Genomic DNA, 21,179 nt, shown 5'->3' with positions numbered 1-21,179 from the left:
ATCACTTACATGAGGAAAACATTATGAACGCCAAAGTTTTAGAAAAGAAATTCATCGTCCCCTTTGTGCTTATTACTAGCTTATTTGCTCTTTGGGGATTTGCCAACGACATTACCAATCCGATGGTCGCAGTATTTCAAACAGTAATGGAAATTCCAGCCTCAGAAGCGGCATTGGTACAATTAGCTTTTTATGGAGGATACGGCACAATGGCTATTCCTGCGGCATTATTTGCAAGTCGCTATAGCTACAAAGCGGGGATTCTTCTGGGGCTTGCTCTTTATGCAATAGGTGCATTTTTATTTTGGCCAGCTGCGCAATATGAAACATTTAATTTCTTTTTAATCTCCCTTTATATTTTAACCTTTGGGCTTGCTTTTTTGGAAACCACTGCCAATCCTTATATTCTTGCAATGGGAGATCCGCAAACAGCTACACGTCGTTTAAATTTCGCACAATCATTTAATCCGCTTGGTTCAATAACAGGTATGTTTGTTGCTTCCCAGTTAGTCCTAACGAATCTTGAATCTGACAAACGTGATGCTGCAGGAAATTTGATTTACCACACCCTGTCTGAAGCAGAAAAAATGGGGATTCGCACCCATGATTTAGCTGAAATTCGCGATCCTTACATAGCACTTGGTTTTGTCGTAGTTACAATGTTTATTATCATTGGGTTGAAAAAAATGCCTGCTGTAAAAGTAGAAGAAAGTGGACAAATTAGCTTTAAAAGCGCAATAAGCAAGCTGGCTAAAAAAGCTAAATATCGTGAGGGTGTGATCGCACAAGCCTTTTACGTGGGTGTTCAAATTATGTGTTGGACATTTATCGTACAATATGCTGAACGTTTAGGTTTCACTAAAGCTGAGGGGCAAAACTTTAACATCATTGCTATGGCTATTTTTATTAGCAGTCGCTTTATTAGCACGGCATTAATGAAATATTTAAAAGCAGAATTTATGCTGATGCTCTTTGCTATTGGTGGTTTTTTAAGTATTCTCGGAGTTATCTTTATTGACGGTGTATGGGGTCTATACTGCCTAATTTTGACCTCAGGTTTTATGTCTTTAATGTTCCCTACCATTTATGGTATTGCCCTCTATGGCTTAAAAGAGGAATCGACATTAGGAGCTGCAGGTTTAGTAATGGCTATTGTAGGCGGCGCATTAATGCCACCACTACAAGGAATGATTATTGACCAAGGCGAAGTTATGGGACTTCCAGCAGTAAATTTCTCCTTTATCCTACCATTAATCTGTTTTGTAGTAATTGCCGTTTACGGCTTCAGAGCTTGGAAAATACTTAAATAACCAAAATATTGTTTTTATCTGCATCATCAAGAGTGTATTTAAGCTTCTTCACTCAAATGATGCAGATCACGAACATAAAATCTAACAAACTAAAAGACTTATATTTGAAAAAACTAGACAGAGTCTAGTTAAACAAATAACAAATGGCACGCCCTAAAGGATTCGAACCTTTGACCCACGCCTTAGAAGGGCGTTGCTCTATCCAGCTGAGCTAAGGGCGCATTCAAAGGATTTCTTTTGTAAAAATTTCAAGAAAATATGAAAGAAGTGGTCGGCGAGATAGGATTTGAACCTACGACCCACTGGTCCCAAACCAGTTGCGCTACCAAGCTGCGCTACTCGCCGACAAGTGCGGTCAATTATAAGTTTGTTTTTATTTCAGTCAATGAAATTTTTGATTTTTCAACTTGATTGTTCAAAATTATTCCACTTTAGGAAAAATCCCCCTTTTTCATTGTAAAAAAATCATTGTTCGTTAAAATAGCAAACGCTTTCTTTTTCATCACATAATCATATTAAGGATAGCTCAATGGCCGCAAAAATCATCTCTGGTACTGAACTTTCAAAACAAATTAAAGCTAATTTAGCAGATAAAATAACCCATTATATTGAACAAGGAAAACGCGCTCCAGGACTTGCTGTAATCCTCGTTGGTGCTGATCCTGCTTCGCAAATTTATGTGGGCAATAAACGTAAAAGTTGTGAAGAAATCGGTATTCTCTCTAAATCTTATGACCTCCCTGAAACAACTACGCAAAATGAATTATTAGCGATTATTGACCAACTTAACGCAGATAAAAATATTGACGGTATTTTGGTGCAACTCCCCTTACCAAAACAAATTAATGCGGAAGCCATTATTGAACGTATCGATCCTAAAAAAGATGTAGATGGCTTTCATCCTTATAATGTTGGGCGGTTATGCCAACGTATTCCAACTTTACGAGCTTGTACACCTTATGGTGTGATGAAACTATTAGAAACAACGGGCATTGATTTACACGGCAAGCACGCAGTAATTGTAGGCGCATCTAATATTGTCGGTCGTCCAATGTCTTTAGAATTATTATTAGCAGGGGCAACCGTCACAGTAACACATAGATTCACTAAAGATTTAGAAAACCACGTTCGCCAAGCAGATATACTTGTCGTTGCGGTAGGTAAACCAAATTTAATTTCTGGCGATTGGATCAAAGAAAGTGCGGTAGTAATTGATGTTGGAATTAACCGTGTAGATGGAAAATTAGTAGGCGATGTAGAATTTGACAAAGCAGCCGAAAAAGCGGCGTATATTACGCCAGTACCTGGTGGTGTTGGACCAATGACTGTTGCAATGTTGATGAGCAATACGCTTTATTCTTATGAACACAATAAATAGCTTTTGTATAGAACTGTTATAAAAAATGGGTTAAAGCTTTCATTTGCTTTAACCCATTTATTTAAATGGCTTTATTGTACTTCTCACGTTTAAATTTATAATCTTCAATCATCATTTAAACTTAAAAGTAAACAATCCTATATCATTTAAGCCAGAACATATAAGCTACCGTGGCAATCACGACAACACAGACTAAATTCAGTAAGAAACCAACTTTGACCATTTCACTTTGTTTTACTTGACCAGAGCCAAATACAATCGCATTTGGTGGTGTCGCCACTGGTAGCATAAAGGCACAAGATGCACCAATACCAATAATTAATGCTAAACCAATTTCTGGCATACCCAATGATTGAGCGATAGAAATAAAGATAGGTACAAGTAACGCCGCACTCGCTGTGTTAGAAGTAAATTCAGTTAAGAAAATAATGAACGCCGCAACTAATAAACCAATAAGATAGAAATGTTGTCCATCAATCATAAAAACAATACTATCCGCTAAAATTTTACTTGCACCAGAATCCTTCAACACTGCACTTAATGTTAATCCACCACCGAAAAGCATTAATACGCCCCAATCGGTATTTGATTGAATTTGTTTCCAACTTGCAACACCTGTTGAACAAATAACAATTGCCGCCAATAGGGCTATGATACTATCAAAACTTGCAATATTTTTTTGTAAGCCTAGCAACCCTGAAATAAACGGATTAATTTTACCGCTAAATATCCACGTTAAAGCAATGACTGAAAAAATAATAAACGTCAATATACGCATAGGATTCATTTCAATATTTTCAAAGGTCTGTTCAAAATTGAGATGAAGTTTTGGTTTGAAAATAATGTAAAGAATCCCAATCATCAACGGCAACAAAATAATCATTATTGGTAAGCCATACCATAACCAATCAGAAAAAGTTAAATTTAAATTACTTGCTACAATTGCATTTGGTGGACTTCCTACAAGGGTTCCCATACCACCAATTGATGCACTATAAGCGATCCCTAATAGCACAAACACATAAGTATTATGATCTTTTTCACGATCAAGCTGGCTTAAAATACCCATTGCAAGCGGTAGCATCATTGCAGCAGTTGCAGTGTTACTCATCCACATAGAGAGAAAAGCTGTAATCAAAAAGAGATAAATAACTGCGATAAATAAATTACCGCGTGCTAGTGCCATAATCTTATTGGCAATCAATTTATCAAGTTTTTGAATATGCAATGCCGTCGCCAAGGAAAAGCCACCAAAAAATAAAAATATTGTCGGATCAGCAAAACCAACTAAAGCTTGTTTAGTACTAACTAATCCCAATGCCACAGCCAAAAGTGGAACTAATAACGCAGTAATAGTAACGTGCAATGCCTCACTTAACCAAAGTACTGCGATAAAAGCTAATAATGCCAAACCAGAATTAGCTTTTGGTTCAAAAGGTAATACATTTAATAACACAAAAAACAGCACAATATCTAAAATAAAAATAATGCCATTTTTATGACTTTTTAAAGATGCCATCTCACCCATAAAGTTCCTCCGTTAGAGCTATCACTTAAATAGGGTTCAATGTTAAATGAATGTTATAAAGATGCAACGAGCAATATTCAGAAATGTGATCGAGAGCAATAAATTTTAATAAAAAACACGGTGTACTATTATCTTTATCCCAAAAATTGGACTATTCGCTCAAACAGAATTAAGTATATTTATTAATCATTTTATTTCCCTAAATATTCAAATTCATGCTATCATCAATACCAATAAAATATTGGTTCATATCAAAGGCAGGTTTTGCTGCTTTATCTTGACTTACAATTCGAGCTGGCACACCCGCTGCGGTGGCATATTCAGGAACAGGGTTAAGCACAACAGAGTTTGCGCCAATTTTAGCGTATTTGCCCACTTCAATATTACCAAGAATTTTTGCTCCAGCCCCAATCATAACACCCTTGCGTACTTTTGGATGACGATCGCCCGATTCTTTTCCTGTACCACCAAGCGTTACGCCTTGCAAAATTGAGACGTCATTTTCAATTACAGATGTTTCCCCTACAACAATGCCCGTTGCGTGATCGAACATAATACCGTGGCCAATTTTCGCCGCAGGATGAATATCGACATCGAAAGCCACTGAAATTTGATTTTGTAAATAAAGGGCAAGGGATTTACGATTTTGATTCCATAAATAATGGGTGATTCGATAGCTTTGAATCGCATGGAAACCTTTTAAATAAAGCAATGGTGTAGACCATAATTCCACAGCAGGATCTCGCTGACGAACAGCTTGGATATCGCAAGCAGCACAATCAATGATCGAAGGGTTGGCTTGATAGGCTTCTTCAATAATTTCACGGAGAGAAATAGCTGGCATAATAGGATTGGCTAATTTGTTTGCCAATAAATAACTTAGCGCACCGCCCAGATTTTGATGTTTTAAAATCGTAGAATGAAAAAAACTGGCAAGCATAGGTTCGTTTTCGGCAAGCTCTTTAGCTTCTTGGCGAATATGTTGCCACACATCTAATATCATAATTTCTCCTTTTATTCGCCTTTACATTCTCGCCCCAAAAGGCTGATTGCTACATCTTGTGCGCTTTTGCCACAAAACAGCATTTGATAAATTTGTTCTGTAATCGGCATTTCCACACCTTGTCTTTGTGCAAGCAAATAGGCTTCTTTTGTATTATAAAAACCTTCCACGACTTGCCCGATGTTTTCCATAGCCGTTTGGGCATCTAATCCTTCGCCTAGCGTTAAGCCAAAACGTCGATTGCGCGATTGATTATCGGTGCAAGTTAGTACTAAATCGCCTAATCCAGACATTCCCATAAACGTATTGGGATTTGCACCGAGCGAGGTACCTAATCGGCTGATTTCCGCAATGCCACGCGTAATTAGCGCTGTGCGAGCATTTGCGCCAAATCCCATACCATCTGAAATACCTGCGCCAATTGCGATCACATTTTTAATTGCACCACCAAGTTGAACGCCAATCATATCCGAATTTATATAGACTCGAAAATGTTTACTACAATGAATACGAGACTGAAATTCCCGCGCGAATTGCTCGTTATTGGCAGCAAGCGTAATAGCTGATGGTAGACCTTGTGCTAATTCTTTTGCAAAAGTTGGTCCAGAAAGTACAGCTAGTGGATATTGCGTTCCGAGTTGTTCTTCAACTACAGTTTGTAGTAAACGCCCTGTGTTACGTTCCAGACCTTTTGTTGCCCAAATTAATCGGTGATGGGCTTTTAAGTGCGGTTTGATTTTTATAAGAATTTCACCGAAAGCATGGCTTGGCACCACGATTAAAATATCTTGAGAATATTCCATTGCTTGTGCAAGATTACTTTCTAAATGAAGATCCTCAGGAAAGATGACATCCGGCAAAAAACGATAATTTTGTCGTTCTGTCTGCATTTGTGCGATATGGGCGGGATTGTGCCCCCATAAGTAAGTGGGAGAACCATTGCGAGAAAAGGTAATTGCCAGCGCAGTTCCATAAGATCCCGCACCTAGCACAGTGATTGGTGTTTGCGAAGTTATCATATCCACAATTTATCCAGTAAAAGATGGAATAAGTATAGATATATTTGCACTCCCTATCAACTACAGGAAAATATTACTTATTCATTGGACGGAATTTAAACGGCACAATGGATATGCCATTTTTTCCATTTTGTAGTTGATAAAATTGAGGATAGTTAAAATTATGTTGAACGATATTGTAAGGATTTTTATCGCCTTCCTGTTTGGCATTTTGATAAAGCTGATTAATCTCCCGCACTTTTTCGTCTTTTTCTCCATCACAATGGCGATAGATTTCGAGATGATTAGATTCATCTAAAATGTAAACATTGAAGCTATGATCGGAATTATCTTCAAAAAAGAATTGTAGAAATCCTTCGCTTGCGAAGGCATCCATTTCTGGCGGATAACGACGACTTTCTCGGTTTGTCTCGCCATCTTCAATTGGCGTTTGTAAAACTTCGTCAAAATCCACCGCACTTTCAGCTTCATTACAGACCGATTCATTTCCGATTTCTTGTAAGCTGATCCCGCGATCTTCAAAAAATAATTGCCAGTTTTTACCCGCTACGCGTAAACGTGACGTTTGGCAAGGTTGTTGAATATCGCCTACTTGGATGCTAACGCATCGATTGACTAATCCCATCACTAATTGGCGTAAATCTTGGCGATAACGTTCGCTATAACAATAGACTTGGATGAAATCTGGGCGATTAACGCCACGATAAATTTTGTTAGAAAGCACTTTTAGTGCAAGCAAAATAGCATTTTGCCCTTCAAAATGGAGCGTTCGGATTTCGTTCCACACATTGCGATAAGTAAAATCAATACTGCCTACAAGACTTTGTTCAAGCGATCCAAAACTAAATAAATCTCGCGATGAAATACCAGTTAATACTTCTTCTACTTTGGATGTTGGATCTACGGTAAGATTTATAGCAATAAACAGGCTACGAATTTCGCATTGATTCAATAAATCGCTATTTTTAGGTTGTTTGGCGATTGTGCTTGGAAAAGACTGACGCAAGTTAGTGACAAAGCGTTGTAATGTATTTAAAGTCACATTCTTGCTAAAAATTGACAATTCGGTTTTTTCTGTGAGCAAATGATTGAAATAAGCCCAAGAAACTAATTTATTCAGACTTTCTCCGTATTCGATCACCCGTTCTTTGGAGAACATAATATGATGCCTTGGTTGATTAATCAGGTACCAACCATCTTTAAAATGTTTATTACCGCAAACTTCCACAAAAGTCAGGTGTGCTTCTGATAAATTGTGAGATATCTGTGTGTTGAGTAAGGACACTTTGCCGGGAAGTTCTTCAAAAGCAGTATAAAGTTTGCGAGAAAGAATGTTGATATCTTGTGGCACGACGCTCGAGTGAATGTGATGCTTTCGTGCAAATTCCACTAAATTACGATAGCTCAACATTAAAAATTTCATTATGTTATCGTGGTTTTCTTTTACTGCCTTAATTTTCCAAAATGGACGCTTATTGAGATGTTTTACCGTTTCTGCAGACCATCCCCATTCTTGTGCAAGGATTTCCATATAACGAATACGCCAATTATTAGTTTGGTAACGCGCAAAATCTTCCGTTGCCTTCACATAGAAACAACGGCGCACAAAATCCAAACGTTTAAATTCAGAAAGTGCGGTTAAATATTGGGTTACTTTTGCAAGAATGGCAATGTAAGGATCAAAATGGTGGTCAGGATTGGTATTGCCTGTAAGTAAATCTCGCTTAAAAGTGCGGGCAATTAAGCAAGTGTTTGGGTATTCCTTGGAATAGGCTTCCAACAACAAAATTTTGAGCACAGATTTATAAGGAGAATCAATCCCTTTATAAAGATGCCATAAGCTAGCACCGAAATATTCGTTTGCAGAAAATTGTCCTAAACCGCCGAAATCTACCCAATCATTTGGATCAATTTCCCCTTCCGTAATTAAACGAGCGACCTCTTTTTCATAGTCTTTTTCATTTTCCACCCATAAATGCAACCAAAGTAGAGGTTTACCTGCTAAGCGTACGGCGGAGCGATAGAACTCATCAAGCAATAACATATATTGCGCAGATCCGCTATTTTCAATAGTCAGTGGGTCAGCATAATGTTCATTGCGGAAACGTTGTTGATCCATCAAATAAAAATTAATTTCCACATTAAATTGTATTGCCCATTCACTAATCCGCTTGGCTTTTTGAGTAAGAAGTGCATATTCATCTGAACTCAAGCCATCACGGACACAAATCCAAGTATCAAGATCTGAAGAAGAGGTTTGGCTTATTGAGCCAAAGCTACCCATTACATAAACGCCTAGAATTGGTGGCAAAACTTCGTGAAAATCCACCGCACTTTTGAGTGTTGAAGGCTTATGATCGGCATAGTGAATACTGTATTCATTGATGAGCCATTTTTTTTGATAATCAGATGCGAGGAAACTTGCAATGCCTGAGGGGGCGTGAATTACATAGCCCGGAAGTTGTGGATGGTTTAGGTGTAAAAGTAAAGGAATAACCGCTAAAACGTGTTGGAATGCATCGCCTGAACCTTGTAATGCACGCTCAAAACGGCGTTGATCCAAGGCACTAACCCATTGTTTTGCTTGTGCTAGATTACATTCCACGCGGTGTCCCTACCAGAACAACAAAAATTGGCGAACAATTTACCACTTAGGGAGTATAAATGCAAAAAAATGTGACATAAATCACAATTTTTTTTGAAAAATACTATAAGTTTTACCTATCAACAATCAAAATGACTTTTTTACCTAAGAGTGGTAGAATAATGCCTAATTTTATTGCGTAAATAACTTAATTCTACCGATATAAAAATCTATATTTTCTATTATTAGTGGATAGCTTGATATTTTTCTTATCAACGCAAAAGTATTATAAAATACCTTACTCAATATCACTTATTAAGGAATTGATATGGCAAAAGAGCAATCTAACAACCTCACTGAACAACTCACAGATACGCAAAAAAAAGCAGTTGAACAAACTGAAACAATGCAGTCTGTTCCGCAAACTATTGTGAAAAAAACAGGTACAGCATTAAGTTTATTCGCAATACTTGTTGCGCTAAGTATTGGTGGAGCTGGATACTATTTTGGTCAGCAGCAAATGGCTAAAATTCAACAGAAATTAACCGCACTTGAAAATCAAACGGGAGCAGATCTTTCCTCAAATAATACCAACAACAATAAACGACTTACACAATTAGAACAGGGTTTAAAAACTGCACAAGAAAATATAGCGCAACTGGAACAATTGATTGTGAGCAAAACAGGGGAAATAACATCCTTACAAACTCAAATGAAACAAATAAATCAGCTTGCCATCGCACAGCAACCTAGCGATTGGTTATTTTCCGAAGCTGATTTTTTACTAAATAATGCCCTGCGTAAACTTGTTTTAGATAACGATGTTGATACAGCGGTTTCTTTATTAAAATTAGCTGATGAAGCCCTCGTCAAGGTTAATAATTCACAGGCAAATGAAATTCGTAGTGCAATCAATCAAGATTTAAAACAACTCCTTTCACTTTCAAGTGTGGATCAAAATGCGGTAATGCAAAAACTGTCACAGCTTGCAAACACAGTCGATGAATTACAAGCTTTGAATGTAAATTTTGATGAAACATCTAAAAATAATGATAAATTATCGAACAACATTACTGACTGGCAACAAAATATTGAAAAAAGTGCAACCTCTTTCCTAAATCATTTTATTCGTATTTCGCCAAAACAAAATTCAAATAAAAAAGAATTACTTGCACCAAATCAAGATATTTATCTTCGTGAGAACATTCGTCTACGTTTACAGCTTGCAATTATGGCAGTTCCTCGTCAGCAAAATGAACTTTATAAGCAATCTTTAGAAGCTGTTTCTTCTTGGGTTCGTAGCTATTTTGATACAAACTCTGAAGTAACACAAAATTTCTTAAAATTAGTAGATGGATTGTCTGATACTTCTATTTATGTAGATGTACCAGAGCAATTAAAAAGTTTAACATTACTTGACAAATATCTTAATCGTACCGCTTTAGATGTACAAAAAGTGGAAATTGAAGCAGACAAGGCGATTGATACAATGCCTAAAGCAGACGCTGTTAAACCAACACAATCTGAATCACAACAATAAGGATAAGTCTATGTTTAGAGTGCTTTTTTTAATGCTGACATTGCTTGTAGGACTTGTAGCTGGGCCTTATATTTCTGGTCAGCAAGGTTATGTGCGCATTGAGACAGCAAATCGTATTATAGAAATGTCCATCACTACCTTAGTGATTTTTTTCATTATTTCTTTAGCGATAATTTATGCTTTTGAATGGGGCATCACTCGTTTCTTTCGTTTAAGTCGTAGCTCTTATCAATGGTTTTCTAATCGAAAACGTGTAAAAGCACAAAAACAAACCCTTGAAGGCCTGGTAAAAATGAATGAAGGGGATTATGCTAAAGCAGAAAAATTAATTGGCAAAAATGCTAAACATTCTGCTGAACCTGTACTAAACCTAATCAAAGCAGCCGAAGCCGCTCAACAACGTGGCGACGAATTTAGTGCAAATCGCTATTTAATTGAAGCAACAGAATTAGCAGGTTCTGATAATTTGCTCGTGGAAATTGCCCGTACTCGCATTTTATTGCAACAAAATAAATTACCTGCAGCGCGCAGTTCTGTAGATAGCTTATTAGAAATGGCTCGTCGTAATAAAGAAGTATTAAAACTCGCGGTAGATATTTATCTTCGTTCTAAAGCCTATCAAGCTCTAGATAAAATTTTGGATAATGTTGAGAATAGCGGTTTATTCAATGATGAAGAACTCAAAGATCTTCGCTCTAAAACCGAAAATGGTTTACTCGACGAGAAAATGAATGAAGAAGGAATTGATGGTTTGCTAACTTGGTGGAGTCAGCAACCTCGTCATCGCCGTAGCAATATTGAACTTAAAATTAGCCTTATTCAACGTTTAATTGACTGTAATGATCATGAATCAGCTACTGAATTGACATTTGAAATACTGAAAAAACTCAGTGACAATACAGCAATCAGTTTACCTCTTTGTACTCAAATTACACGTTTACAACCAGAAGATAACAGCAAGCTTCTCAAGCTAATAGAAAAACGTGCAAAACGTGCGGATGAAAAACAAAAATGCTGTATCAATCGTGCTTTGGGTTATTTATATGTTCGTAACAATGAATTTGTTAAAGCAGCAGATGTATTCAAAAACGTGATGGCTTGCCCTGAACAGTTAGAGCCAAATGATTTGATGATGGCATCCTATGTATTTGAACAAGCGGGCGATAAAGCGTTAGCTGAGCAAGTTCGCCAAGAGAGTTTGAAATCAGTGATGGCAATTCAAGATGTTGTGCCAGAAAGTGCGGAAGAAAAAACAGAAGAAAATTCAACCGCACTTTTAGAAAGTAAATCTGAGTAACTCAACTTAAAAGACAAAACGCACTTCAATTGAAGTGCGTTTTTTATTAGTTGTAGTCTAAATTATAAATTTTTCAATTTATTAGAATATAACACCAAACAAAGTGCAATTACCATAATTAATATTGCACCAGCAAATAAGATAGTATCTACCGAGCTTTCGTGATTAACAATAATTAAACGTAACATCGCAGTAATCCCTGCATAAATAAAATAGCGTAAAGGGAAATGATAGCCGCTTTTAAAATACTGCACAATCAAACCAATAAACCCGAAATATAAGAAAAACATTACTGCTTGTTCAGCAACATCATAAGGTACAACAGACGAAGTATTAAGCACCATCATAGATAAAGTATAAGTTATTTTTACAAGGGCAATAATAAGCACAATCGCTAGCGCAATCAACGCTGTGCAAAGCACGATTTTCAATACATCAGTAATAATTCGTGGCAATTTCTGGAGACTCTTCCATTTTTATTCCTTACAACAAAACTAAGGCTCGTATTCTAATGTAAAATTAGAAAACTGGTCAAAATTATTTAAAGATAATGTTCAAAAAACGATTATTTATAATCTTAAACAAAATTAATTATCAGAAACTATTAGATTCCTACACATTTAAACGCAATCACACAATAAAGTTTGTGAATAAATGTCACATTTACGCCACACGAAGACAATGATTTCTCACAAGAAAATTTTTACAATGTAGTAAATTATTGAAAATGATAGGCTTTTTAATGGCAGGGGCGGAGAGGCTCGAACTCCCAACACCCGGTTTTGGAGACCGGTGCTCTACCAATTGAACTACGCCCCTATTGGTATAGATAAATTATGATATAAATAATTGGCGGAATGGACGGGACTCGAACCCGCGACCCCCTGCGTGACAGGCAGGTATTCTAACCAGCTGAACTACCACTCCGCTAAAAATGACAATTGGCAGTGCCTTACTCTCACATGGGGAAACCCCACACTACCATCAGCGTTACAACATTTCACTTCTGAGTTCGGTATGGTATCAGGTGGACCTATTGCACTATCTCTGCCAAAGATTCTTTATTTTTTTAATTTACTCAATGAATAAACTAAAAAAATAAAACCCGGCGGTGCCCTACTCTCACATGGGGAAACCCCACACTACCATCGGCATTACAGCGTTTCACTTCTGAGTTCGGTATGGTCTCAGGTGGTTCCACCGCACTATCGCCGCCGGGATAATTCTTTAATAACTTCTCTCTTTGTTTCTTCTCTTTTACGACTTCACTTTTTTCGCTTTTCGTCTCTCTTCTTCTTATCGGCAACAAGCTGAACTCGATTTTCTTTCTATTTTTCCTTTCTATTAAGTCTTCTATATTTAAGTTGTTTGTCTACTCTTCTCTTTCGCTCTTTTCTCAAAAACACTTGAGCGTTGTATAGTTAAGCCTCTCGGGCAATTAGTATCTGTTAGCTCAATGACTCACATCACTTACACACCAGACCTATCTACGTCTTCGTCTTAAACAACCCTTACTGTCTTAAAGACAGGGAGAACTCATCTCTTGGCAAGTTTCGTGCTTAGATGCTTTCAGCACTTATCTCTTCCGCACTTAGCTACCCGGCAATGCGTCTGGCGACACAACCGGAACACCAGTGGTGCGTCCACTCCGGTCCTCTCGTACTAGGAGCAGCCCCAACCAATTCTCCTACGCCCACGGCAGATAGGGACCGAACTGTCTCACGACGTTCTAAACCCAGCTCGCGTACCACTTTAAATGGCGAACAGCCATACCCTTGGGACCTACTTCAGCCCCAGGATGTGATGAGCCGACATCGAGGTGCCAAACACCGCCGTCGATATGAACTCTTGGGCGGTATCAGCCTGTTATCCCCGGAGTACCTTTTATCCGTTGAGCGATGGCCCTTCCATTCAGAACCACCGGATCACTATGACCTACTTTCGTACCTGCTCGACTTGTCTGTCTCGCAGTTAAGCTTGCTTATACCATTGCACTAACCTCACGATGTCCGACCGTGATTAGCAAACCTTCGTGCTCCTCCGTTACGCTTTGGGAGGAGACCGCCCCAGTCAAACTACCCACCAGACACTGTCCGAGACCGCGTTCCGCAATCTTCGTTAGAACATCAAACGTTAAAGGGTGGTATTTCAAGGATGACTCCATAATCACTGGCGTGACTACTTCTTAGTCTCCCACCTATCCTACACATCAAAATTCAATGTTCAGTGTCAAGCTATAGTAAAGGTTCACGGGGTCTTTCCGTCTAGCCGCGGGTACACCGCATCTTCACGGCGATTTCAATTTCACTGAGTCTCGGGTGGAGACAGCCTGGCCATCATTATGCCATTCGTGCAGGTCGGAACTTACCCGACAAGGAATTTCGCTACCTTAGGACCGTTATAGTTACGGCCGCCGTTTACTGGGGCTTCGATCAGGTGCTTCTCTTTCGATTACACCATCAATTAACCTTCCAGCACCGGGCAGGCATCACACCCTATACCTCCACTTTCGTGTTTGCAGAGTGCTGTGTTTTTAATAAACAGTTGCAGCCAGCGGGTCACTTCGACCGGTTCAACCTTCGAGAGTAAATCTCTACAATCTACGCCGGCGCACCTTCTCCCGAAGTTACGGTGCTATTTTGCCTAGTTCCTTCACCCGAGTTCTCTCAAGCGCCTGAGTATTCTCTACCTGACCACCTGTGTCGGTTTTCAGTACGGTTTAGTAAAGCCTGTCGCTTAGTGGCTTTTCCTGGAAGTGTGGTATCAGTTACTTCAGCTCCGTAGAGCCTCGTCATCATCTCTCAGTGTTTAATAGAAGCCCGGATTTGCCTAAACTTCCCACCTACCAACTTAAACGCACATATCCAACAGTGCGATAACCTAACCTACTCCGTCCCCACATCGCAGCTTTACCAAGTACAGGAATATTAACCTGTTTCCCATCGACTACGCTTTTCAGCCTCGCCTTAGGGGCCGACTCACCCTGCCCCGATTAACGTTGGACAGGAACCCTTGGTCTTCCGGCGAACGGGTTTTTCACCCGTTTTATCGTTACTTATGTCAGCATTCGCACTTCTGATACGTCCAGCTAACCTCTCGATTAACCTTCATCCGCTTACAGAACGCTCCCCTACCCAACAGACTTTCGCCTGATGCCGCAGCTTCGGTGCTATATTTCAGCCCCGTTACATCTTCCGCGCAGGCCGACTCGACTAGTGAGCTATTACGCTTTCTTTAAATGATGGCTGCTTCTAAGCCAACATCCTAGCTGTCTAAGCCTTCCCACTTCGTTTCCCACTTAATATAGACTTGGGGACCTTAGCTGGCGGTCTGGGTTGTTTCCCTCTCCACGACGGACGTTAGCACCCGCCGTGTGTCTCCTGAGTATCACTCTTTGGTATTCGTAGTTTGCATCGGGTTGGTAATCCGGGATGGACCCCTAGCCGAAACAGTGCTCTACCCCCAAAGGTGTCACCTCAAGGCTCTACCTAAATAGATTTCGGGGAGAACCAGCTATCTCCCGGTTTGATTGGCCTTTCACCCCCAGCCACAAGTCATCCGCTAATTTTTCAACATTAGTCGGTTCGGTCCTCCAGTTAGTGTTACCCAACCTTCAACCTGCCCATGGCTAGATCACCGGGTTTCGGGTCTATACCTTGCAACTATTCGCCCAGTTAAGACTCGGTTTCCCTTCGGCTCCCCTATTCGGTTAACCTCGCTACAAAATATAAGTCGCTGACCCATTATACAAAAGGTACGCAGTCACCCTTTCGGGCTCCCACTGCTTGTACGTACAAGGTTTCAGGTTCTATTTCACTCCCCTCACCGGGGTTCTTTTCGCCTTTCCTTCACAGTACTGGTTCACTATCGGTCAATCAGGAGTATTTAGCCTTGGAGGATGGTCCCCCTTCTTCAAACAGGATATCACGTGTCCCGCCCTACTTCTCGTTAGCTTAGTACCACAATATGGTTTTTAGATACGGGATTATCACCCTCTTTGATTGTGCTTCCCAACACATTCTCCTAACCATACTGTTATCACTTACTGGCTCTTTCGCTTTCGCTCGCCGCTACTGACGAAATCTCGGTTGATTTCTTTTCCTCGGGGTACTTAGATGTTTCAGTTCTCCCGGTTTGCCTCAACAAACTATGTATTCACTTGTTGATAGTAGATTCTTCATCTACTGGGTTTCCCCATTCGGATATCTTGGATTAAACGCCTCTTATCGACTCATCCAAGCTTTTCGCAGATTAGCACGTCCTTCTTCGCCTCTGATTGCCAAGGCATCCACCTTGTACGCTTAGTCACTTAACTATACAACCTCAAATGTTTTCAATCACTTTAAGTTTTCACTTCAAAGTACGGTCAATTTGATGCGTATTTTCATTCAACTAAACACTTGATTGCTTTTGTTCAATCAAGATTTTATGCAAAACAGGTTTTGTTTTTAGAGTTTCCTTCTCAGTTCCCTCCTCTCACTTTCCTGTCTTGCCTACTCAGACTTTCTCTCGAAAATCTCTTGTTTTCAGCTTGTTTCCAATTTTTTAAAGAACAGTTGATAAAACTTTTCAGTTATCATCGTTAAATAAACTAAAAAAATTAAATTTAAAATTAAACTTAAAACTAAGAATAAAATAACCTAATATTTAAAATAGCTTAATACTATCTCAATACCTTATTACTTTGTCTTTTTCTAATTTACTTAACGATGATAAGTGGTGGAGATAAGCGGGATCGAACCGCTGACCTCCTGCGTGCAAGGCAGGCGCTCTCCCAGCTGAGCTATATCCCCATTTATCATTCATCATTTATTATATTAATTAGTTAATATTTTTATAATAAATGATTGACCATTACGCCTTTATCCACTCTCAGAGTGGTGGGTCTGAGTGGACTTGAACCACCGACCTCACCCTTATCAGGGGTGCGCTCTAACCACCTGAGCTACAGACCCAAGGGTAATGTTTTCTTCTGCTCATTTGTCTACAACTATCAGCCAATCTGTGTGAGCACTCGCTGTCTCTCGTCTTCTGTAAGGAGGTGATCCAACCGCAGGTTCCCCTACGGTTACCTTGTTACGACTTCACCCCAGTCATGAATCATACCGTGGTAAACGCCCTCCTAAAGGTTAAGCTATCTACTTCTGGTACAACCCACTCCCATGGTGTGACGGGCGGTGTGTACAAGGCCCGGGAACGTATTCACCGCGACATTCTGATTCGCGATTACTAGCGATTCCGACTTCATGGAGTCGAGTTGCAGACTCCAATCCGGACTTAGACGTACTTTATGAGATCGCTCCACCTCGCAGCTTCGCTTCCCTCTGTATACGCCATTGTAGCACGTGTGTAGCCCTACTCGTAAGGGCCATGATGACTTGACGTCATCCCCACCTTCCTCCAGTTTATCACTGGCAGTCTCCTTTGAGTTCCCGACCGTATCGCTGGCAACAAAGGATAAGGGTTGCGCTCGTTGCGGGACTTAACCCAACATTTCACAACACGAGCTGACGACAGCCATGCAGCACCTGTCTCTAAGTTCCCGAAGGCACATTCGCATCTCTGCAAACTTCTTAGGATGTCAAGAGTAGGTAAGGTTCTTCGCGTTGCATCGAATTAAACCACATGCTCCACCGCTTGTGCGGGCCCCCGTCAATTCATTTGAGTTTTAACCTTGCGGCCGTACTCCCCAGGCGGTCGATTTATCACGTTAGCTACGGGCGCCAGAGTTAAACCCCAACCCCCAAATCGACAGCGTTTACAGCGTGGACTACCAGGGTATCTAATCCTGTTTGCTCCCCACGCTTTCGCACATGAGCGTCAGTACATTCCCAAGGGGCTGCCTTCGCCTTCGGTATTCCTCCACATCTCTACGCATTTCACCGCTACACGTGGAATTCTACCCCTCCCTAAAGTACTCTAGTTACCCAGTCTGAAATGCAATTCCCAGGTTAAGCCCGGGGCTTTCACACCTCACTTAAATAACCGCCTGCGTGCCCTTTACGCCCAGTTATTCCGATTAACGCTCGCACCCTCCGTATTACCGCGGCTGCTGGCACGGAGTTAGCCGGTGCTTCTTCTGTATTTAACGTCAATTTGATGTACTATTAACACATCAACCTTCCTCAATACCGAAAGAACTTTACAACCCGAAGGCCTTCTTCATTCACGCGGCATGGCTGCGTCAGGGTTCCCCCATTGCGCAATATTCCCCACTGCTGCCTCCCGTAGGAGTCTGGACCGTGTCTCAGTTCCAGTGTGGCTGGTCATCCTCTCAGACCAGCTAGAGATCGCAGGCTTGGTGAGCCTTTACCCCACCAACTACCTAATCCCACTTGGGCTCATCCTATGGCAGGTGGCTAAAAGTCCCACCCTTTCGTCTCTCGACACTACGCGGTATTAGCGACAGTTTCCCGTCGTTATCCCCCTCCATAAGCCAGATTCCCAAGCATTACTCACCCGTCCGCCACTCGTCAGCAAGAAAGCAAGCTTCCTCCTGCTACCGTTCGACTTGCATGTGTTAAGCCTGCCGCCAGCGTTCAATCTGAGCCATGATCAAACTCTTCAATTCAAGTTCAATCGCTCAATATACTGCTTAGCTATAAATAAACACTACTTAAAAAAGTAATTATGAATTTTCAGTTAAGCACCTATTAAGACTTCAAAATTAAAAAATATTTTTAAAACAAGTCAATCAACAAGTGCCCACACAGATTGTCTGATATATTGTTAAAGAGCAAAAAAGAACGACGCACGTGGAAACTTAAAAACTTCACAACAGTGCGTCGTTGTGTGCGGTGCATTATAGGGATTTTCAAATCCCTTGCAAGTACTTTTTGTAAAAATATTTAAAAAAATGATCTTTTGATGGAAATATAAGCATTTTATTAAAAAGTGCGGTTAGAATAGTCAAACTTTTATTGCTATTATTTCTTACGTAATGAAACTTCTCCACCATTAAACATCTGAATTTTATTGCCACATAATACTTTTAAATAACCACGTTCATCTATGCCTTGTTCAATACCTGAAATAACACCTTGCTCAGTAAGCACCTTTACTTCACTATTTGAAAACGCATTATATGATTGCCATGCTTGTTGAAATTCCTCATCAATACCATTTTGCTCAAAGATATTTAAACGTGTATATAAATGTTGTATAAGTTTGGGTAATAAAGTTTGTCGCTCTACATCAGGATCAATTTCACACACTTCCGCATAAGGCTGACTAATTTCTGTTTGTTTTGACAACGACACATTAATACCTACGCCAATCACTAAATTGAGCATGCCATTTTTATGATTAGCAATTTCGACTAAAATGCCACCTAACTTTCTTTCATCAAACAAAATATCATTTGGCCATTTCACTTGTACATTTAGCACTTCCGCAATCGCCAAACCGATGACTAAACTTAACCCCTCAATTGATTTTTTAGGATCAAACGTCCAATAAAAACTAAACATGATTTGCCCAGCAAAAGGCGATAACCATTGGCGACCACGCCGACCGCGCCCTGCAGTTTGATATTCAGCCACACAAAGATCGCCTTTTTTTAATGAAAGAATATTTTGTAGTATCCACTCATTTGTAGAGGAAATTATCGGCTGATAATGGATGCCATAAGGAAAAAGTGCGGTTGAAATTTGCTGAGAATTTAATAAAGGAAGCATTGGTACTAAGCGATAATCTTGTCCATCAACGAGAATATCCAAACCAATTTCACGTAATTGTTGAATATCTTCCTCTAGATTTTTAGAAAACTTTTCCAATTCAAACCGCACTTTCGGCTGACAGTCAGCTAAATATGTCAATAAAGCGAAATTCATTATTTATTCCTTGTACCAAACGGAGCGAAAATCATAGCATAAATCCTAAAATTTCGTTTTCAAAATCAAGTAAAATCTGTATAATCCCGCCGCAATATTTTTTAACTTCAACTTAGCGAGAATATTGCAATGTCATTACGCATTAAACAAGAAGCCCTTACTTTTGACGATGTTCTACTCGTCCCAGCTCACTCAACTGTGCTTCCAAATACTGCCAACCTTTCAACTCAACTTACCAAAGAAATTCGCCTAAATATTCCAATGCTTTCAGCAGCAATGGATACCGTAACTGAAACCAAACTTGCGATCTCTTTAGCACAAGAAGGCGGTATTGGCTTTATTCATAAAAATATGACGATCGAACGCCAAGCAGATCGTGTTCGTAAAGTGAAAAAATTTGAAAGCGGTATTGTTTCTGAACCAGTAACTGTTTCTCCCGATTTAACCCTTGCTGAATTAGCGGAATTAGTAAATAAAAACGGCTTCGCAGGCTACCCTGTTGTAGATAGCGAAAATAACTTAATCGGTATCATCACTGGGCGTGACACTCGTTTCGTAAAAGATTTACATCAAACCGTTTCGCAAGTAATGACAAAAAAAGACCGCTTAGTAACGGTAAAAGAAGGGGCAACTCGCGAAGAAATCTTAGCATTAATGCACCAACATCGTGTTGAAAAAGTATTGATGGTCAATGACAGCTTTAAACTGAAAGGAATGATTACCGTTAAAGACTTCCAAAAAGCAGAACAAAAACCAAATGCGTGTAAAGATGAATTTGGTCGTTTACGTGTTGGTGCTGCGGTTGGCGCAGGTGCTGGCAATGAAGAACGTATTGACGCATTAGTGAAAGCTGGTGTAGATGTACTGTTAATCGACTCTTCTCACGGTCACTCAGAAGGCGTATTACAACGCGTTCGTGAAACTCGAGCGAAATATCCAAACTTACCTATCGTTGCGGGTAACGTAGCAACGGCTGAAGGTGCAATCGCATTAGCAGATGCAGGAGCTAGTGCAGTGAAAGTAGGTATTGGCCCTGGTTCAATTTGTACAACTCGTATCGTAACCGGTGTAGGCGTGCCACAAATCACGGCTATCGCAGATGCAGCAGCAGCATTAAAAGATCGTGGTATTCCAGTTATTGCCGACGGTGGTATCCGTTTCTCTGGCGATATTGCAAAAGCCATCGCTGCAGGTGCAAGCTGTGTAATGGTTGGCTCAATGCTTGCTGGTACTGAAGAAGCACCAGGCGAAATCGAACTTTACCAAGGGCGTGCATTTAAATCTTACCGTGGTATGGGTTCATTAGGTGCTATGGCGAAAGGCTCATCAGATCGTTATTTCCAATCGGATAACGCGGCAGATAAACTCGTACCAGAAGGTATTGAAGGCCGTATTCCATATAAAGGTTATTTAAAAGAAATCATTCACCAACAAATGGGAGGCTTACGTTCTTGTATGGGTTTAACTGGCTGTGCAACCATCGAAGAATTACGCACAAAAGCAGAATTTGTTCGCATCAGTGGTGCAGGCATTAAAGAAAGCCACGTTCACGATGTTGCTATTACTAAAGAAGCACCGAACTATCGTATGGGGTAACTGTAGGGTGAGCTTTAGCCTGCCTTTTGCTGTTTAAAGTGCGGTTGGTTTTTGCAAAGTTTTAGAGGAAATTAACCGTCCACACTATCAAT

11 protein-coding genes, 6 tRNA genes and 4 rRNA genes are annotated in these 21,179 nt (G+C 40.0%); 5 read left to right on the top strand and 16 right to left on the bottom strand.

The annotated features are described in order from the left end of the window. The first annotated feature begins 23 nt into the window (after positions 1–23). Positions 24–1,310, top strand: coding sequence for an L-fucose:H+ symporter permease (gene fucP / locus ACPT8O_RS04190; RefSeq protein WP_050847092.1), 1,287 nt, complete (start codon positions 24–26; stop codon positions 1,308–1,310). Between the two features lie 144 nt (positions 1,311–1,454). Here fucP and ACPT8O_RS04185 read toward each other — a convergent pair. Then, a tRNA-Arg gene (locus tag ACPT8O_RS04185) sits at positions 1,455–1,531 on the bottom strand. A gap of 47 nt (positions 1,532–1,578) precedes the next feature. After that, a tRNA-Pro gene (locus ACPT8O_RS04180) sits at positions 1,579–1,655 on the bottom strand. 184 nt (positions 1,656–1,839) lie between these two features. Between ACPT8O_RS04180 and folD the strand changes: the two genes are divergently transcribed. Then, positions 1,840–2,688, top strand: coding sequence for a bifunctional methylenetetrahydrofolate dehydrogenase/methenyltetrahydrofolate cyclohydrolase FolD (gene folD, locus ACPT8O_RS04175; protein ID WP_021035577.1), 849 nt, complete (start codon positions 1,840–1,842; stop codon positions 2,686–2,688). A 142-nt stretch (positions 2,689–2,830) separates the two neighbouring features. Here the strand turns inward: folD and ACPT8O_RS04170 are convergent, their stop codons facing one another. The 4 genes from ACPT8O_RS04170 to ACPT8O_RS04155 form a co-directional block, all read right to left on the bottom strand. Then, positions 2,831–4,216 (bottom strand): DASS family sodium-coupled anion symporter, encoded by a 1,386-nt coding sequence (locus tag ACPT8O_RS04170; protein ID WP_021035578.1) that lies wholly within the window; start codon positions 4,214–4,216, stop codon positions 2,831–2,833. Between the two features lie 199 nt (positions 4,217–4,415). Then, a complete protein-coding gene (cysE, locus tag ACPT8O_RS04165; RefSeq protein ID WP_021035579.1) occupies positions 4,416–5,219 on the bottom strand; it encodes a serine O-acetyltransferase in 804 nt (267 codons plus the stop codon). A gap of 11 nt (positions 5,220–5,230) precedes the next feature. Further along, positions 5,231–6,238: an NAD(P)H-dependent glycerol-3-phosphate dehydrogenase gene (gene gpsA / locus ACPT8O_RS04160; protein ID WP_021035580.1), complete on the bottom strand. Its 1,008-nt coding sequence runs from the start codon at positions 6,236–6,238 to the stop codon at positions 5,231–5,233. 73 nt (positions 6,239–6,311) lie between these two features. Beyond that, complete coding sequence (locus ACPT8O_RS04155; protein WP_021035581.1) at positions 6,312–8,843, bottom strand: class I adenylate cyclase; 2,532 nt, start codon at positions 8,841–8,843, stop codon at positions 6,312–6,314. Positions 8,844–9,150: 307 nt separating this feature from the next. Here ACPT8O_RS04155 and ACPT8O_RS04150 point away from each other — a divergent pair, with 307 nt between their 5' ends. Beyond that, positions 9,151–10,362, top strand: a complete 1,212-nt coding sequence (locus ACPT8O_RS04150; protein WP_021035582.1) for a uroporphyrinogen-III C-methyltransferase — start codon at positions 9,151–9,153, stop codon at positions 10,360–10,362. A gap of 10 nt (positions 10,363–10,372) precedes the next feature. Then, positions 10,373–11,659, top strand: coding sequence for a heme biosynthesis protein HemY (locus ACPT8O_RS04145; RefSeq protein ID WP_005692732.1), 1,287 nt, complete (start codon positions 10,373–10,375; stop codon positions 11,657–11,659). Positions 11,660–11,721: 62 nt separating this feature from the next. Here ACPT8O_RS04145 and psiE read toward each other — a convergent pair whose 3' ends face one another. From psiE to birA, 10 genes are all read right to left on the bottom strand, one after another. Beyond that, positions 11,722–12,114: a phosphate-starvation-inducible protein PsiE gene (psiE, locus tag ACPT8O_RS04140; protein WP_021035583.1), complete on the bottom strand. Its 393-nt coding sequence runs from the start codon at positions 12,112–12,114 to the stop codon at positions 11,722–11,724. A 288-nt stretch (positions 12,115–12,402) separates the two neighbouring features. Then, positions 12,403–12,478: transfer RNA gene (locus tag ACPT8O_RS04135), tRNA-Trp, on the bottom strand. A 31-nt stretch (positions 12,479–12,509) separates the two neighbouring features. After that, positions 12,510–12,586 (bottom strand) — tRNA-Asp (locus ACPT8O_RS04130). Between the two features lie 12 nt (positions 12,587–12,598). After that, a 5S ribosomal RNA gene (rrf, locus tag ACPT8O_RS04125) occupies positions 12,599–12,714 on the bottom strand. 48 nt (positions 12,715–12,762) lie between these two features. After that, a 5S ribosomal RNA gene (gene rrf / locus ACPT8O_RS04120) occupies positions 12,763–12,878 on the bottom strand. Positions 12,879–13,076: 198 nt separating this feature from the next. Beyond that, positions 13,077–15,974 (bottom strand): 23S ribosomal RNA (locus tag ACPT8O_RS04115). 402 nt (positions 15,975–16,376) lie between these two features. Continuing rightward, positions 16,377–16,452 (bottom strand) — tRNA-Ala (locus tag ACPT8O_RS04110). Between the two features lie 85 nt (positions 16,453–16,537). Then, positions 16,538–16,614: transfer RNA gene (locus tag ACPT8O_RS04105), tRNA-Ile, on the bottom strand. A gap of 79 nt (positions 16,615–16,693) precedes the next feature. Then, positions 16,694–18,230, bottom strand: a 16S ribosomal RNA gene (locus ACPT8O_RS04100). Together the 16S, 23S and 5S rRNA genes with 4 tRNA genes alongside form the textbook arrangement of a ribosomal RNA operon. Positions 18,231–18,585: 355 nt before the next feature. Continuing rightward, positions 18,586–19,491 (bottom strand): bifunctional biotin--[acetyl-CoA-carboxylase] ligase/biotin operon repressor BirA, encoded by a 906-nt coding sequence (gene birA / locus ACPT8O_RS04095; protein ID WP_021035584.1) that lies wholly within the window; start codon positions 19,489–19,491, stop codon positions 18,586–18,588. A gap of 129 nt (positions 19,492–19,620) precedes the next feature. Here birA and guaB point away from each other — a divergent pair, with 129 nt between their 5' ends. Beyond that, entirely contained in the window at positions 19,621–21,087 is a 1,467-nt protein-coding gene (guaB, locus tag ACPT8O_RS04090; protein WP_021035585.1) for an IMP dehydrogenase, read from the top strand. Positions 21,088–21,179 lie beyond the last annotated feature (92 nt).

It is taken from the genome of Haemophilus sp. HN_Hi08, from assembly GCF_049824455.1.
In the GTDB taxonomy this organism is placed as follows: Bacteria; Pseudomonadota; Gammaproteobacteria; order Enterobacterales; family Pasteurellaceae; genus Haemophilus; species Haemophilus influenzae_D.
This window is presented reverse-complemented; position numbering and strand designations above follow the sequence as displayed.